General features: G+C 37.1%; 8 protein-coding genes. 2 read left to right on the plus strand and 6 right to left on the minus strand.

From position 1 onward, the window contains the following. The first annotated feature begins 8 nt into the window (after window positions 1-8). A complete protein-coding gene (gene cdaS, locus ACUXVC_RS24775) occupies window positions 9-614 on the plus strand; it encodes a sporulation-specific diadenylate cyclase CdaS (protein WP_001158743.1) in 606 nt (201 codons plus the stop codon). A 174-nt stretch (window positions 615-788) separates the two neighbouring features. On the opposite strand, the gene pepA is transcribed toward cdaS, so the two are convergent. The 5 genes from pepA to ACUXVC_RS24800 form a co-directional block, all read right to left on the minus strand. Further along, complete coding sequence (pepA, locus tag ACUXVC_RS24780; protein WP_095690058.1) at window positions 789-2273, minus strand: cytosol aminopeptidase; 1485 nt, start codon at window positions 2271-2273, stop codon at window positions 789-791. 145 nt (window positions 2274-2418) lie between these two features. After that, entirely contained in the window at window positions 2419-3045 is a 627-nt protein-coding gene (locus ACUXVC_RS24785; protein ID WP_002094181.1) for a 3D domain-containing protein, read from the minus strand. A gap of 85 nt (window positions 3046-3130) precedes the next feature. After that, entirely contained in the window at window positions 3131-3448 is a 318-nt protein-coding gene (locus tag ACUXVC_RS24790; RefSeq protein ID WP_000027016.1) for a YuiB family protein, read from the minus strand. Next, window positions 3445-3951: an NUDIX hydrolase gene (locus tag ACUXVC_RS24795; protein WP_000517993.1), complete on the minus strand. Its 507-nt coding sequence runs from the start codon at window positions 3949-3951 to the stop codon at window positions 3445-3447. Before ACUXVC_RS24795 ends, ACUXVC_RS24790 begins: the two co-directional genes overlap by 4 nt. A 317-nt stretch (window positions 3952-4268) precedes the next feature. Then, window positions 4269-5477 (minus strand): NAD(P)/FAD-dependent oxidoreductase, encoded by a 1209-nt coding sequence (locus ACUXVC_RS24800; protein WP_141240972.1) that lies wholly within the window; start codon window positions 5475-5477, stop codon window positions 4269-4271. A gap of 462 nt (window positions 5478-5939) precedes the next feature. Here ACUXVC_RS24800 and ACUXVC_RS24805 point away from each other — a divergent pair, with 462 nt between their 5' ends. Further along, window positions 5940-6929 (plus strand): NAD(P)/FAD-dependent oxidoreductase, encoded by a 990-nt coding sequence (locus ACUXVC_RS24805; RefSeq protein WP_000829772.1) that lies wholly within the window; start codon window positions 5940-5942, stop codon window positions 6927-6929. A gap of 114 nt (window positions 6930-7043) precedes the next feature. Here ACUXVC_RS24805 and ACUXVC_RS24810 read toward each other — a convergent pair whose 3' ends face one another. Next, entirely contained in the window at window positions 7044-17378 is a 10335-nt protein-coding gene (locus ACUXVC_RS24810; RefSeq protein ID WP_446025864.1) for an isopeptide-forming domain-containing fimbrial protein, read from the minus strand. Window positions 17379-17680 lie beyond the last annotated feature (302 nt).

Genomic DNA, 17680 nt, shown 5'->3' on the forward strand with positions numbered 1-17680 from the left:
TGAGGATTATGCAAGAATGGGGCTTGTCAGAAGAGCTCAAAATACAAACAAAGCAAATGATTGAAATTGCCGAAAGAGAACTATCGATTATGAGAAACGCAATCGATAAAGAAGATGAATGTATTTTATGCAAAATGGAAGATATTCATCATATGTTGGCAAATGTACAAACATTGGCAGCTACATACTATATTCAGGCATATTTATCACCTTATACGGAAAGTTCATCTTTTATTACGACAGCTATCCAACATTTAAGCGCTAGAAAACATGGTGCTCTTATCGTTGTGGAACGAAATGAAACGCTTGAAGCTTTCATTCAAACTGGAACGACATTAAACGCTCATTTAACTGCGCCATTACTCGAATCAATATTTTACCCAGGTAACCCTCTTCATGACGGTGCCGTTCTCGTAAAAAATAATCATATAGTCTCAGCTGCTAATATTCTTCCTTTAACGAAAAGTACAGAAGTTGATTCTGAGCTAGGAACGCGTCACAGAGCTGCAATAGGCTTATCAGAAAAGAGTGATGCACTTATATTAGTTGTCTCTGAAGAAACGGGCCGTACTTCTTTTGCTTTAAATGGGATTTTGTATACAATTTCTTTATAAAGTGAAACTTTAATCAGCCCTCACCAATTGAGCGTTTACGGGCAACCCCACCTCACTTCTTTACTTCCACTAAATTTTGAGGTTAGGGTCTTACTGTCCGGCAAATAGCGGGATAAACAAACCTATAAAAAAGAAGACTGTTCCAAAATATTGGAACAGTCTTCACTTATACTCTTATTCTTCTCCGAAACGCTCCACAAGTGTTGCAAGTGTGCGTACCATTGCACCAGTTGCTCCAGCTGGACCTAAGTCGTGCGCGCCTTTTGTTTCTGATGTTCCAGCGATATCTAAGTGTACCCACGGTGTATCTTCAGCGAATTCGCCTAGGAATGTACCTGCCATAACCGCATGTCCTTCACGGCCTGGTGAGTTATTTAAATCAGCAAACTTACTGTTTCTCACACGTTCTTTATCACGATCAAAAATCGGTAGTTGCCAAATTGGTTCATCTGTTTCCATAGAAGCCTCTAGTACTTGCTCAAACAACTCTTCATTATTTGTCATTGCGCCTGTCGTATGGTTTCCAAGTGCAACAATTACACCGCCTGTTAATGTTGCAACATCAACAAGGTAGTTTGCGCCAAGTTTTTTCGCATACGTAATACCATCAGCTAAAGCTAGACGACCTTCTGCATCCGTATTTAATACTTCAATTGTTTTTCCACTCATAGATGTGATTACATCGTCTGGCTTAAATGCCGTACCACTTACAACGTTATCTGTTGAAGGAATAACAGCGATCACATTTTGTTCTGGGCGCAGTTCTCCGATAATTTCCATCGCACCTAATACAGCAGCTGCACCGCCCATATCACCTTTCATACCAACCATGCCTTCACGTGGTTTTAAAGAATAACCACCTGTATCGTATGTAATACCTTTTCCAACGAATCCAATGACATCTGTCCACTCTTCTTTTCCTTTATAAATAAGAGCAATCATTTTGGGTGGCTCTGTACTCCCTTGGTTTACTGCAAGTAACGCACCCATACCAAGATCTTCCATCTCTTCTTTTTCAAGAACTTTATAGTCCATATCATACTTCTCCGCTAACTCAACAGCATACTCAGCAAGCTTTGTCGCTGTTAATACGTTTGGCGGCATATTTACAAGTGTACGAGCTGAATTTGTTGCACGTCCATGTACGTAGCCAACTGTTAATGCAGCTTCAATTTCTTGTGCATCTTCCGCTGTAATAACCGTGAACTTCTCTAACTCTACACGATCCTTTTTATCTGATTTATACGTTTGTAATTCATATGTACCAAGGCCTTGTACCTCTGCTGCAATATGAGCGACATCAATCGCGTCTAATTTCTCTGTTACGAAAGAATCAAGTAAGATTGCTGCATCTTGTACTTTTGCTGCTTGTAGTGTTTTAAACGTTTTTCCAAGAGCCACACGTAACGTTTCTGTCGTATAAGACTCCTTCTTGCCTAAACCAACAAAGTAATAACGTTTCACATTTGTTTTTCCTAAGCTATGTACTTTCGAAATGGCCTTTTTCTTCGTAGATAATTCTTTCTCTTCTAGTAAAACTTGTAATTGTCCTTCAAACGCTTTGTCCAGTTCTTGTACAAAACTACTCATTTTCTCTTCTTCAAATAAAGCGACAATTACTGCTTCGTGACCTGCTAATTCTTTTTGTACTTGAAACATGTTCAGACCCCCTAAATTTCTCTACCACCATTATAACTTTATTTTCGATAAAATGCGACAATTCTAACTACAGTTATATGACGTGTAAAATCTCCTCTATTATGAAATAAGCCAAGAAAAAAAGTCTAGCGTAATTACGACTAGACTATCTTTGCTTTAAATATTGACCACGAAACACTTGCATCGTTTCGTCTTGATTTAACATCGTTAACTCTTCTTCTGTAAACTTACCTTTTCCTACTTTTACTACATACACATTTACTTTTTTCTTACCCCATTGGCTATAAACATCTTTCACCGTATCATAATATAAATCAAGACGGTTTCCTTTTATTGCTCCGCCCTTATCAGCTACTACACCATACCCGTAACCTGGCACGAAGAGAATCGTTCCAATCGGGAATACGCGTAAGTCCGCAGCAATTGTGGAATATAAATCCCTTTTCACTTTAACACCTGAATATGTAATACCATACTCTGGATGCCCTGGCCTCTTACCTGTTGACTCAATCCCCGATGTATAACCTGTTGCAGTCATTTCAATTGAACGATATTTAGACCAGTCGTTTGCCTGCTCTAAAGCATTTATCACTTCTTTACTCGGAGCAACATTTCTCTTAACTTCTGCTGCATGTACTTCTTTTGCACTCATTCCTTCATATGTCTTTACAATCTCTAATAAAGAAACTCCAGTGAAAGCCTTCCATGTTACGCATAATGCAAATGCAAGTAAACAAGTCATCATAATGCGAATACAATATCGTTTTAACATTTTTATATTCCACACTCCTTCATCGTTAATCATTCCCTATACGATGAAGGAATATGCAAAAAATAATCTCCAACTTAGTTGGAGATTAAAACATTTGATATCCGCTTTTCCGAAGTTTCTTGATCACGACTCCTGCTAAAGCAGCCCCTACTAATCCAGTAGATAGAATAAACACGTCTGCTTGTCCTAAGTGCGATACACTTGTCCCAAATGAAGAAAATGTTTCTTTCGGTTTTGAAAAATAATCCCACATACTCGCTTTATTAATAATAAGCATACAAACAATCGGATACACAATAACCATTACCCAAGTAGCTCGCAAAATCATGTTGAGTAAAAATCCAATTCCAAAGAACAAAATAAAAAATAACATCATTGAAATAAGTAGTACCGGTATACTCACTCTTTCTCCCTCTCCTTCGCACGTGCCGTAAATACGTGATAGGCTGTATAACCAAATGGTTCTCCTGGATTTAATGTTTTGTCCACTTCAAGATGTAGTTCTGATCTTCCTTCTAACAAATATTTAATAAGTACAGACGTATTCGGATCGTCCGCAATCTTATCTGGATGTAAGAACGCCACTTCAGACAATTCTTTCTCCTGTACAATAATATTTTCTCCTTCAGGCTCCAAAAGGAAAATAATCATATTATCACTAATTTCATCACGAATAACACCCGATCGAACACCAATGATCCCCTTCACATGAGCGACAATGCCTGTCTCTTCTAACACTTCGCGTTTCACAGCTTCATCAACTGTCTCACCTTCATTTACAAAACCAGCCGGTAAAGACCATTTCCCTTTTAATCCACTGTATTTCTTCTTAACGAATAGCCACCTGCCATCTTTTGTAGCTACTAAGCCACTAACAGCTAACCATACTTTCCCGCGCTTCCCCATGATGCATCCTCCTCCATCCGAACGGACAGAATATTCTTTCTTTTCCATATATTATACTATACTTTTTAATTCGCTGTGAAATTTCCTTTTTTCAAAAAGTGAAAAAACCCATTTTGTCGATATACTGTTAACAAAAAAATATCAAGATGCAGAAATGTAATTATGAAGAAAATAAAACATTGAATTCATCCATTTCATGATAAGGCAATGTTCAAATAAAACATTTCTCCCATCTTTCTATTGTTATATCGAAAACATGTATTATATGAAAAAAAGCAGAAACGGCGCTTAGCCGTTTCTGCTTTTTCTACTATATATTAAAAGAACTTTAATTTACCTTTTTTAAGAACTAATAAAGGTCCACCTAATAAGAATAAGTAGCGGTTATCGATTACTTTCTTCATGAAGGAAGCTTTCCAACCTGTTAACTTTTTACCCATAACAACGCCCATTGCATCGTCATGACCTAAAGAACATACAGATCCTTTATTATCGAATGCGAATTTTTTCATTTCGCCCTTGCCACGAACTAATACAGTTAAGTTGTGTGCAATATTGTAACCTTGTTGAATTGCAATTTGTGCTGTTGGTGGGTAAGGACGGTTAATTTCTTCGTTAATGATTAACGCTGCATCACCAACCATGAATACCTCTTCGTATCCTGGAGCGTGCATGTACTCATCAACTTTTACACGTCCGCGCATTGCTTCAAAGCCAGACTCTTCCACAATACCATTACCACGAACACCTGCAGCCCAAACTACTGTTTCAGACTTAATTAATTCAGTATCATCACCATTTGCAACAATAATACCTTCTTCAGTTGCTTCTTTAATTGCTGTACCGATGCGGAATTCTACGCCTTTTTTCTCAAGTTGTTTTACAGCATATTCTACTAATGCTGGATCGAAACCTGGAAGTGCTGTTGGAGCAGCTTCTACACAGATGATACGTGCTTTTTCACGTGGTACATTGTACTGTTTGCAAAGTTCAGGAACACGGTTTGCAAGCTCACCTACGTACTCGATACCAGTAAATCCAGCACCACCAACAACGATTGTTACTAACTCATCGCGCTTTTCACCTGCATATTTAGCGAAACTAGCTTCCATATGCTCACGAATTTCACGAGTTGCATTAATGTTAGCGATTGAGAATGCATGCTCTTTTAATCCTGTAATTCCGAATGTTTCTGATTCGAAACCAAGACCGATTACTAAGTAGTCATACTCTAACTCGCCGTCTTTTAAGATAATACGTTTTTCAGCAGCTTTAATTTCTACTACTGTGTCTTGTACAAAGTTCACTTTATTTGTATCAATAACGTCTTGAATATCTAGACAGATTTTTTCATCTTGTAATGTACCAGCTGCGCTCTCGTGTAACCAAGTCGCTTGGTAGTGATAGCTGTTGTTGTTTACTAACGTAATTTCAGCTTCATTTACAGATAATGCTTTTTGCAGACGAACAGTCGTAATCATCCCGCCATAACCTGCACCTAAAACTACGATTTTTGGAGTCTTCACCAAATCACAACCCTTTTCTTTATATAATAGTAATGAGAAATAATACCAAGTACTAAAAACTCTATTTGTCAAGAATGTGGAATTTATCACATTCTATATCATAACAAAACGCAGTCAAAAAATCGTACGAATTTTGTCATAGAAATTTAACATAATACTTCCCTATATTAGTCGGTTTTATTCCAGAATTCAAGCTTCTGGAGAATTATCAATATTTTAAAATAACATAGCGTTTTCAAGGGTTTTTCAGCCTTTTTTTCATGTATTTTCCTTTCTGTATATTTTATACAATACAAAAAGCATCTATGCGAAAACTTACACACAATTCAGTCGTTTTCAGAAGTATTATGAACTCAAATATGCTATCATTTATTTGAAAGTGTCATCATTTGCAGGATTTTCGTGTACATATGAACAATATATGAAATCAATATCAAAATTCCATCTATAGGGGGAATGAAAGTGGCAGAAAATCAAAAAGTTTACGACATAACAATTATTGGTGGTGGTCCAACAGGACTATTCACAGCATTTTATGGCGGGATGAGACAAGCAAGTGTAAAAATCATTGAAAGCTTACCTCAACTTGGAGGACAATTATCCGCACTCTACCCTGAAAAATACATTTATGATGTAGCTGGATTTCCAAAAGTGCGCGCACAAGAATTAGTTGATAACTTAAAAGAGCAAATGAAGAAATTTGATCCAACCATTTGCTTAGAAGAAGCTGTTGATACGCTTGAAAAACAAGCTGATGGTATATTTAAACTTGTTACGAATAAACAAACTCACTATTCTAAATCAGTCATTATTACTGCCGGCAATGGTGCTTTCCAACCACGCCGCTTAGAATTAGAAGGTACAGCAAAATACGAAAAGAAAAACTTACATTATTTCGTTGATGATATGAATAAATTTGCTGGCAAGCGCGTCGTAGTATTTGGCGGTGGCGACTCAGCAGTAGACTGGACGATGATGTTAGAACCGATTGCTGACAAAGTTACAATCGTTCATCGCCGTGATAAATTCCGCGCACATGAACATAGCGTCGAAAACTTAATGAATTCTCGTGCAGAAGTAAGTACACCGTATGTTCCAGTTGAACTCATTGGTGATGACAAAATTGAACAAGTCGTTCTTCAGCACGTAAAAACTGAAGAAAAAGTTATCATCGATGTTGATGATGTAATTGTAAACTACGGCTTCGTTTCCTCTCTTGGCCCAATTAAAAACTGGGGCTTAGATATACAAAAAAATAGCATCCTTGTGAATTCAAAAATGGAAACAAATATTCCTGGCATTTACGCTGCTGGTGACATTTGTACATATGAAGGAAAAGTAAAACTTATCGCTTGTGGATTTGGCGAAGCACCGACAGCAGTAAACAATGCAAAAGCTTACTTCGATCCAAATGCAAAACTTCAACCAATGCATAGCTCAAGCATGTTTTAATATGTAAAAATAAAAGCTCCTTCCATACCCGGAAGGAGCTTTTATTTTATATACCACGAAAGCACACTGAATTCGATAAACTATCGAACTCAGTGTGCTTTTCGTCTACAAAAATTATTGTTTTCTTCTTCTACCTAATACGAATAATACTCCGCCAACTAAGAATGAAATTCCCGCACCAACTGACATCATCCATGGATGTGCTGCCCCTGTTTTCGGTAATTCTTTTTCTACTTTTACTTGCGAGTCTTTATTTAACTTTTCCAGTCTTACTTCCGGTTTCTTCAGATCTTTCGGGTCTTCCGGTTTCACTTCTGGCTCCTTCGGTTCTTTCGGATCTTCCGGTTTCACTTCTGGCTCCTTCGGCTCTTTCGGATCTTCCGGTTTCACTTCTGGCTCCTTCGGCTCTTTCGGGTCTTCCGGTTTCACTTCTGGCTCCTTCGGTTCCTTCGGGTCTTCCGGTTTCACTTCTGGCTCCTTCGGCTCTTTCGGGTCTTCCGGTTTCACTTCTGGCTCTTTCGGTTCTTTTGGATCTTCCGGTTTCACTTCTGGCTCCTTCGGCTCTTTCGGGTCTTCCGGTTTCACTTCTGGCTCCTTCGGTTCTTTCGGATCTTCCGGTTTCACTTCTGGCTCCTTCGGCTCTTTCGGATCTTCCGGTTTCACTTCTGGCTCCTTCGGCTCTTTCGGGTCTTCCGGTTTCACTTCTGGCTCCTTCGGTTCTTTCGGGTCTTCCGGTTTCACTTCTGGCTCCTTCGGCTCTTTCGGGTCTTCCGGTTTCACTTCTGGCTCCTTCGGTTCTTTCGGATCTTCCGGTTTCACTTCTGGCTCCTTCGGCTCTTTCGGGTCTTCCGGTTTCACTTCTGGCTCCTTCGGTTCTTTCGGATCTTCCGGTTTCACTTCTGGCTCCTTCGGCTCTTTCGGATCTTCCGGTTTCACTTCTGGCTCCTTCGGCTCTTTCGGGTCTTCCGGTTTCACTTCTGGTTCTTTCGGATCTTCCGGTATCTTAAAATCTTCTTTTGTTTTCGGTAAAATTGTAACTGTAGGCTCAAGTGGTGTATTTATTCTATCGTCCACTATCGCTCTATTTGTTATCCCTTTACTTGGTGCTGCTTTTACCTTCACTTTAAAAATAATACTACGTTCTTTCGTATCTGTAATTTCTAGATACTTCGCTATTACTTTTCCAAACTCCATTTTTAACTCTACTGGATTTGGTTCAGCCCCTTCAAATCGAATACTATCTTGCACGTACTCTAAACCGGCTGGAATTTCATCTTCTATCTTTACCTCAGCTAATTTTCCGTTTTCTACCGTATTTTCAAAGCTAATTCGGTATTCGATTTCTTCTCCTAGCTTCGGTTCTTTATTACTTACTGTCTTCGTTGCTTTTACCTTACCATCTTTATATTCTGGCTTTATTGTCGCTGTCGGTTCCATAACTGGATGATTTGGATCATCTACGTGAATAATCGCTTTATTTGTTATTTCCTCTCCAGCTTTTACTGATTCTTTTACCTTTACTTTAAAGATGATACTTCTTTCTTTCGTATCCGTAATTTCTGGATACTTTACTGTTACTTTTCCATTCTCAACTTTAAGTTCTGTTGGTACAGGCTTATCACCTACAGCCTTCAGACTATCTTTCACATACTCTAAACCAGACGGAATTTCATCTTCAATCTTTACATCAACTAACTTCCCGCCATCTACTATGCCGTTAAAAGTAATTCGATATTCGATTTCTTCCCCTAGCTTTGGTTCATGATTACTTACTTCTTTCCTTGCCTCTAGTTTCCCATCTTTATATTGCGGTGTAATTGGTACAAGTGACTCAACCGGTGGATTTGTCGGATTATTATCATCCACAACCGCCTTGTTTATAATTTCTTTTCCTACTTGTACCGTTTCTTGTACTTTCGCTTTAAAGATGATACTTCTTTTTTTCGTATCCGTAATTTCTGGATACTTTGCTGTTACTTTTCCATTCTCAACTTTAAGTTCTACTGGAATTGGTTCCGGCCCATCAGACTTTATACTATCTTGTACGTATTCTAAACCGGCTGGAATTTCATCTTCTACCTTTACCTCAGTTAGTTTTCCGTTCTCTACCGTATTTTCAAAGCTAATTCGATATTCTACTTCTTCTCCTAACTTCGGTTCATGATTACTTACTGTTTTTTCTGCTTGTAATGCACCATCTTTATATTGAGGCTGTATAGCGACATTCGGTTTCTCTGGTGGGTTTATTGTATCTTCCACAACCGCCGTATTCACAATCGCTTCGCCAATTTTAGCTTTATCTTTCACTTTTACTTTAAAGACGATGCTTCTTTCTTTCATGTCCGTAATTTCTGGATATTCTGCGAGTACTGTGCCGTTTTTCACTTTCACATACAACGGTTTCGGATTCTCTCCCTCGGCTCTTTCACTACCTTCTACAAACTCTAAGCCAGTTGGTAATTCATCCTTAATCTTCACCTTCGCTACTTTTCCATACTCTACTACGTTACGGAAAGTAATTCGATACTCTACTTCTTCTCCTAATTTTGGAGCCGGATTATTTACTGTTTTCTCAGCTTTTAGTTTTCCGTCCTTATACTCCGGCGTAATAATCGCTTCTGGTTTTTGCGGCGGATTCTTCGGATTATCATCATCCACAATTGCCGTATTCACGATTTTCTTACCGACTTTTACTGCTTCCGTTACTTTTACCTTAAAGCGAATACTACGCTCAGCTGTATCAGTAATATTTTCATACTTCGCACTAACCTTACCAGCTTCTTCTTTTAACTCTACTGGCGCTGGCTCATTACCTTCCGATTTTAAACTATCCTTCACATACTCTAAGCCAGTTGGTAATTGATCCTCAATTTTCACTTCTGCTAGTTTTCCGTTTTCTACCGTATTTTTAAAACTAATTCGGTACTCTACTTCTTCTCCTAGCTTTGGATCTTTTTTGCTTACCTTTTTATCAGCTTTAAATTTACCAGCTTTATGCTGCGGTGTAATATCTACTTCCGGTCGCTCTGGTGGATTTTTTGTATCATCAACAATTGCTTTATTTACAATTGCTTTGTCCACTTCAACAGAATCTTTCACCTTCACTTTAAAGATAATACTTCTTTCTTTCATGTCAGTGATATTTTCATACTTCGCACTAACCTTACCAGCTTCTTCTTTCAACTCTACTGGGGCTGGCTTATCACCTTCTGCTTTTAGACTATTTTTCACATACTCTAAACCAGACGGAATTTCATCCTCAATTTTCACTTCTGCCAACTGTCCATCTTTCACCGTATTATTAAATGAAATTCGGTATTCGATTTCCTCACCTAGCTTCGGTTTATGATTATTCACCTTTTTATGAGCAGCAATTTTACCGTCTTTATATTGCGGTGTAATTTTCGCTGTCGGTTCAGTTATAGGGTGGTTCGGATCATCAACGTGGATAATCGCTTTATTTGTAATGTCCTTACCTATTGTAACCGAATCTTTCACCTTCACTTTAAAGACGATACTTCTTTCTTTCGTATCCATAATCTCTGAATACTTTGCCATTACCTTACCATTTTCTACTTTCAACTCCACTGGTTTTGGCTCTTCACCTTCAGCCTTTTCGCTTCCTTCTACAAACTCTAATCCAGCTGGAATTTTATCTTCTATCTTTACCTCTACTAGTTTTCCATCTTTCACCGTATTATTAAAAATAATTCGATATTCGATTTCCTCACCTAACTTCGGTTCACGATTACTTACTTCTTTTCTTGCCTCAATTTTTCCATCTTTATATTGTGGTGTAATCGGTACATAAGGCTCTTCTGGTAGATTCTTTGTATCATCTACAATTGCCTCATTTACGATTTCTTCTCCCACTTTTGCGCTTTCTTTTACCTTCGCTTTAAAGACAATACTTCTTTCCTCTGTATCTGTAATAGCTGGATACTTTGCCATTACTTTATTATTTTTCACATGTAGCTCTACTGGTTTCGGTTTAGAACCTTCTGCTGTGATGCTGCCTTCTACATACTCTAAACCATTTGGTAAGGCATCCTTTATATTTACCTCTGCTATTTTCCCGTTTTCTATCGTATTTTTAAAACTAATTCGATATTCTACTTCTTCTCCTAGTTTCGGTTTATGATTATTTGCCACTTTCTGCGCAGCAATTTTACCATCTTTATATTGCGGAGTAATTTCCACATGAGGCTCTTCTGGCTTATTTTTTGTATCTACTACGATTGCTTTATTAACAATCTCCTTACCTATTTCTACCTCTTCTTTTACTTTCACTTTAAAGATAATACTTCTTTCTTTTGTATCGGTAATTTCTAGATACTTTGCCATTACCTTACCGTTTTCAAATTTCAATTCTACTGGACTAGGCTTAGATCCTTCTGCTTGTAAACTGTTCTCTACATACTCTAATCCAGCTGGAATTTCATCTTCTACTGTAACCTCTACTAGTTTTCCGTTTTCTACCGTGTTTTTAAAACTAATTCGGTATTCTACTTCTTCTCCTAATTTCGGTTTTTTATTGTTTACAAATTTCTCCGCTTTAAGCTTACCGTCTTTATATTCTGGCGTAATTGTTACTTCTGAAGTTGTTGGATCTTTTGTATCATCAACAACTACTTTATTGACAATGCCTTCACCAACCTTAAATTCTTCTTTTACTTTCGCTTTAAAGACGATACTTCTTTCTTCTAGATCCGTAATTTCTGGATATTTTGCGATTACTTTTCCATCTTTCACTTTCAGTTCTACCGGATTTGGCTTAGAACCTTCTGCTCGTAAACTATCTTTCACATACTCTAATCCATTTGGTAAATCGTCTTCTATTTTTAACTCTGCTAGCTTTCCGTTTTCTACCGTATTTTTAAAGCTAATTCGGTATTCCACTTCTTCTCCTAACTTCGGCGTTTCATTATTTACCGTCTTCTTCGCTTCCACTTTTCCGTCTTTATGCTGTGGAGTAATTTCTGCCGTCGGTGTTTCTGGCTCATTTTTCGTATCATCAATAATTGCTTTATTGACGATTTTTTTACCGACTTTCACTTCATCTTTTACTTTCACTTTAAAAGTGATACTTCTTTCTTCTGTATCCGTAATCTCTGGATACTTCGCCATTACCTTACCATTTTCCACTTTCAATTCTACTGGATCCGGCTTATCACCTTCTGCTTTCACACTGTTTTCTACGTACTCTAAACCTTCGGGTAAAGTATCTTCTATTTTCACCTCTGCTAGTTTTCCGTCTTCTACCGTGTTTTTAAAACTAATTCGGTATTCTACTTCTTCTCCTAACTTCGGCGTTTCATTATTTACCGTCTTCTTCGCTTTCACTTTTCCGTCTTTATGTTGCGGAATAATTTCTGCTGTCGGTGTTTCTGGCGGATGTTTCGTATCGCTCACAATCGCTTCATTAACAATTGAATCGCTCACTTTACCTTTTACTTTCACTTTAAAGGTAATACTTCTCTCTTTTGTATCTGTAATCTCAGGATACTTTGCCATTACCTTACCGTTTTCAAATTTCAATTCCACTGGATCTGGCTTAGAACCTTCTGCTTTTACACTATCTTTCACATACTCTAATCCATTTGGTAAATCATCTTCTATTTTTACCTCTGTTAGCTTTCCATGTTCTACCGTATTTTTAAAGCTGATTCGGTATTCCACTTCTTCTCCTAACTTCGGCGTTTCATTATTTACCATCTTTTTCGCTTCAATTTTTCCATCTTTATACTGAGGAATAATTTCCGCTGTCGGATTAACTGGCTTATTTTGCGAATCATCAATAGTTGCTTTATTAATGATTTTTTTACCGACTGTTACTCCTTCTTTTACTTTCACTTTAAAAACGATACTTCTTTCTTCTGTATCCATAATTTCTGGATATTTTGCCATTACCTTACCGTTTTCAAATTTCAGCTCTACTAAATCTGTTCCGGCACCTTCTGCTTTCAAACTATTTTCTACATACTCTAAACCTTCTGGTAGAGTATCCTCTATTATCACGTCTGTTAGCTTTCCGTACTTAACCGTATTTTTCATACTAATTCGGTATTCTACTTCTTCTCCTAACTTCGGTGTTTCATTATTTACGATTTTCTTCGCTTTAATTTTTCCATCTTTGTGTAATGGTGTGATTTTTGCTTCTGGTTCTTTCGGATGCTTCATATCATCAACAATTGCCTTATTAATGATTTCCTTACCTACTTCCGCTTCTTCCTTCACCTTTACCTTAAAGACAATACTTCTTTCTTTCATATCCGTAATATTTTCGTATTCAGCAATGACTTTTCCATCTTTCACACTTAACTTTAATGGAGCTGGTTTATCACCTTCAGCCTTTTCACTGCCTTTTACATACTCTAAACCGTTAGGAATTGTATCCTCTATCGTTACCTTTTCTAGTTTTCCGTTTTCTACCGTATTTTTAAAGCTAATTCGGTATTCTACTTCTTCTCCTAGTTTTGGTGATGGATTATCTACTGTCTTCTTCGAATCAATTATTCCATCCTTATATTGCGGAGTAATTCTTTCTTCCGGCTCAATCGGTGGATTTTTCGTATCATCAACAATTGCTTTATTGACAATCTCTTTATCTACTTTTGCTTCTTCCTTCACCTTTACTTTAAAGACGATACTTCTTTCTTTCATATCCATAATATCGATATACTTAGCTTTGACTATTCCATTTTCAACAGCTAATTCTACTGGTCCAGGTGCTTCTCCTTCGGCCTTGATACTATTTTCTACATATTCAAGACCTTTTGGAATTGTATCTTCCACTCGCACCTCTTCAAGTTTTCCGTTCTCAACCGTATTATGAAAACTAATGCGGTACTCGATTTCTTCGCCTAACTTTGGCTTCTTATTATTAACTACCTTTGTAGCAGCAATTTCACCTTTTTTACTTTGCGGTGTAATAACAACCTTTGATTCAACAGGCTCATTTTTCGGATCTTTTGCAATTGCTTTATTTACGATTGCCTCCCCTACTTTTGCCGAATCTTTTACTTTCACTTTAAAAACAATACTTCTTTTTTCTGTATCCGTAATTTCTGGATACTTTGCCATTACTTTGCCGTCTTCCACTTTTAGTTCTACTGGCTCTGGTTTTATACCTTCAGCTTTCAAACTATCTTTCACGTATTCAACACCTTTAGGTAGTGTATCTTCTACTAGCACCTTTTCTAGTTTTCCGTTTTCTACCGTATTATAAAATGTAATTCGGTATTCCACTTCTTCTCCTAGTTTTGGTGTTTGATTCGTTACGCTTTTTTCAACATCCACTTTACCGTATTTATAATCCGGCGTAATCTTTTCTTCTGGATGCTCAGTTTGTCCATTTGGCTCACTCACAACCGCTTTATTAACAATCGTTTCTCCGGCTTTTGCCTCTTCTTTTACTTTCACTTTAAAGGAAATGCTTCGCTCTTTTGTATCCGTAATCTCTGGATATTTTGCGATTACCTTACCATTTTCTACTTTTAACTCTACTGGATTTGGTTCAGCACCTTCAGCTCTCTCACTACCTTGAACAAATTCTAAGTTAGATGGAATTTCATCTTCTATTGTAACTGCATCTAGTTTTCCGTTTTCCACCGTATTTTTGAAGCTAATTTGATATTCAACTTCTTCTCCTAGCTTCGGCTTTTTATTTGTTGCTTTTTTCTTTGCAGCAATTTTACCGGCCTTATGGTGTGGTGTAATCTTCTCTTCTAAATCCTGTGGTGGATTTGTTTTATCACTAACGGTTGCTTTATTAACAATTTCTTCACCAATTTTTGCAGTTTCTTTTACTTTTGTTTTAAAGACGATACTTCTTTCTTCCATATCCATAATTTCTGGATACTTTGCAATTACTTTACCATTTTCAAACTTCAGCTCTACTGGCTCTGGTTTTGCACCTTCTGCTTTCAAGCTATCTTTCACGTATTCAAGACTACTTGGTAATTCGTCTTCAATTGTCAATACATCTAGACGTCCATCTTTTGTCTTATTTTTAAATGTAATACGATACTCTACCTCGTCACCTAGCTTCGGTGTTTTATTAGAAGCTATTTTTCTTGCCTCTATTTCTCCCGGAACTTCTTTCGGAAGCGTAACCGTAACATTTGCATCATCTGTAGTTTCATAATTTACCTCGGTACTATCTTTTCCCTTTACAGCAACGATATTTTTTATTGTTGTATCTGATTGTACAGAAGCTTTCACTTTTACTTTAAATGTAATAATGGCACTTTCACCAGGTTTTAAAACACCGCCGTCTTTAGCATCTGCCCCTTCACCAATACGGAAATCAATTTGATTATTTACAAACTCTGCTTCATCATCGCTTGCATTATCTGTTTTATTTCCTTTATTACTTCCAGAAATATATTGTATAGACCCCGGAACATACTCTAAACGATCATCTAATTTATCAAAACCTTTTACATTAGATACAGGTGCTTGGTTATTTTTCGTATCATTTTTCACTTCAATTTGATACGTAAACTCTTCACCAGATTTAATTTCCTTAACTTCTTTACCGGCACTATCTAATGCCTTTTTATCAACTTGTAAGTTTGGAGCATTATGTTCTGTAACGAATGTAGCGTTATTTAATACGTAAATATCACCACCGCCACCATTTGCTCTAAAACGCATTTTTGCTTCTTTTAAATCATTTTTTACTTGAGTAGGTCCTTCAAGATGATACGTATGAATGTCAGTACTGAATGAATTTGTCCAATCCGGGTTATATCCTGGATATTTTTTCGTAACAAACTCGTTAGTACCGTCTACTTGTACTTCTGTCATAGACGAATCATTCGCATCATTGTCTTTACCGTTAATATTTTTTATCTTTATATATCCAGCACCAAAATCATATTCTCCATAATCATATGCATATCCATCTTTCTCAGCTGGGTCACCTTGCGATGAAAAATAACTAAATTTCGCCTTAAAAGCACCTTCTTTTGGTGTGTTTATTTTATTAACACTAATATCTGTCCAGGCTGTACTTTTTTGAGAGACTAGCCCTTCCCAAATCTTCATGTCTTTTACTGTTTCTTTATAGTTTTCATAAACTAATATAAGATTCCAGTTACCCCAGTAATAGCCGCCACCTGTTACATCTTTAATTTGTGGCACATTTGCAACTGTCAACGTTTGTGAAATCCCTTGCTGTGCAATTACATTTGTTACATCTGCATACGCAACATATCCTGCGCCACTACCTGAGTAATTAGAAATATAAGGTAGGTAATCCGCTTTTCGTATGCTATCAGCAGTTACATCTGCATATTCTTTATTTCCCATTTTCATTTTGACTGGTTGCCTTACTTGATCCTCGGTAACCTTTCTATCAGCAATATTTCCTGGTAACCCCATTGCTGCTGTCCAGAATAAGTAAGCCTTTTTCACTTTACTTCCGGCAGGAATATTAGGAAATGCACCTGTTGACGAATTAAAAGTACTATCATCGTTATCAACGTCCACAGTCATTTTATTCGTTTTATAACCCATACTTTGTCTGCCATAATGATCAGTCGTCAAACCAAGTGTTACATTGCCAGTCTGTACTAAATTACCAGCAGTAATTGTAGAATACAGTGGATCTCCAAATCCTTGCTTATCCCCTGTTTGCATTTGAACCTTCGAAGCATTCTCTGATGCAGCTTGTACTTTTGCATCGCTCTGATTTTCCGCTTCTTTTTCTAGTTTCTTCTCATCTTTATCTACTGGCTGCTTCACTAGTTCCGTGTTCGCTGTAGGTTTATTTTTATCTCCTGCAGATACTTTTAATTTTCCATCCACTTCTTTTGATTTAGCATCAGCTGGTGATCCGATTTCTTTCTTACTACTGTCAGCCTCATCATCGGTATTAGCTTCAACCTTGTCTTCAGAAGGAATCCCTTCAACATCTACAGACATGTTTCCTATTTGTAGTTGATCCTTTTGCACACTAATTTTTTGCTTATACTCTTTATTAAAATGTTGTGCACGACGAGCTTTTATTAACACAGTCATTTTTTCATGTGATTTTAAATCTTTAATTTTAAGATTAGAAGAAAGAACCTTTCCTCCCTTATCTTTTTCCTCTACATAGAAATCCGCTACCTTATTTTCGGGTAACTTCTCTCCGTTTACTTTCACAGATTGCGAAGGGAACGTAATTTCATTTTCATTATTTTGTTTAAGCACCAATTCTTGAATTGGTGTAGCTCCCGTATTTTCAATCGTATATTGAAATACGTGCTCCCTCTCCGCTACTTCTCCCTTATATATTTCAGCATTTACTTGCTCTGCCTTAATTTTCACATCATTTCCTTGTAACTCATCCCAGCTTTTTTTATTTATCTCTGTAGCAAAAGCACTGGGTGAAGGCAATATGATGGATAGGAGAAGTGTGATCATCGTTACGACATTAAAACACTTCAATACTTGTTTCATATTTTCTACCTTTCTCCTTTCTATATACTTGCTATCCGTCTACTTAATTTCGTAGCCGTATACATAGCAATATATATCCACTCGCAACAATCCGTCCTACGAAAATGTATCGTTGAAATCCCAATGTCAACAATATAAATCTCATAGAATATTACTATTTTAATTTATCAAAAATAGCATATATATCGGACACTTATACAAACCTTTACCATTTTTAATATAGTAAAAACGTTCTACTGCATAGGCTTATATAACAGTTAAAGGATACATAAAAATCTTAACATACTCCCTAACCTATTCAT

This window comes from Bacillus sp. N6 (assembly GCF_052805735.1).

What these genes read in the sequence shown, in the direction of transcription:
- pepA (WP_095690058.1), bottom strand. Translation starts at nt 2,273, where the DNA reads ATGTTTCAAGTACAAAAAGAATTAGCAGGTCACGAAGCAGTAATTGTC.
- cdaS (WP_001158743.1), top strand. Translation starts at nt 9, where the DNA reads ATGCAAGAATGGGGCTTGTCAGAAGAGCTCAAAATACAAACAAAGCAA.
- ACUXVC_RS24810 (WP_446025864.1), bottom strand. Translation starts at nt 17,378, where the DNA reads ATGAAACAAGTATTGAAGTGTTTTAATGTCGTAACGATGATCACACTT.
- ACUXVC_RS24785 (WP_002094181.1), bottom strand. Translation starts at nt 3,045, where the DNA reads ATGTTAAAACGATATTGTATTCGCATTATGATGACTTGTTTACTTGCA.
- ACUXVC_RS24795 (WP_000517993.1), bottom strand. Translation starts at nt 3,951, where the DNA reads ATGGGGAAGCGCGGGAAAGTATGGTTAGCTGTTAGTGGCTTAGTAGCT.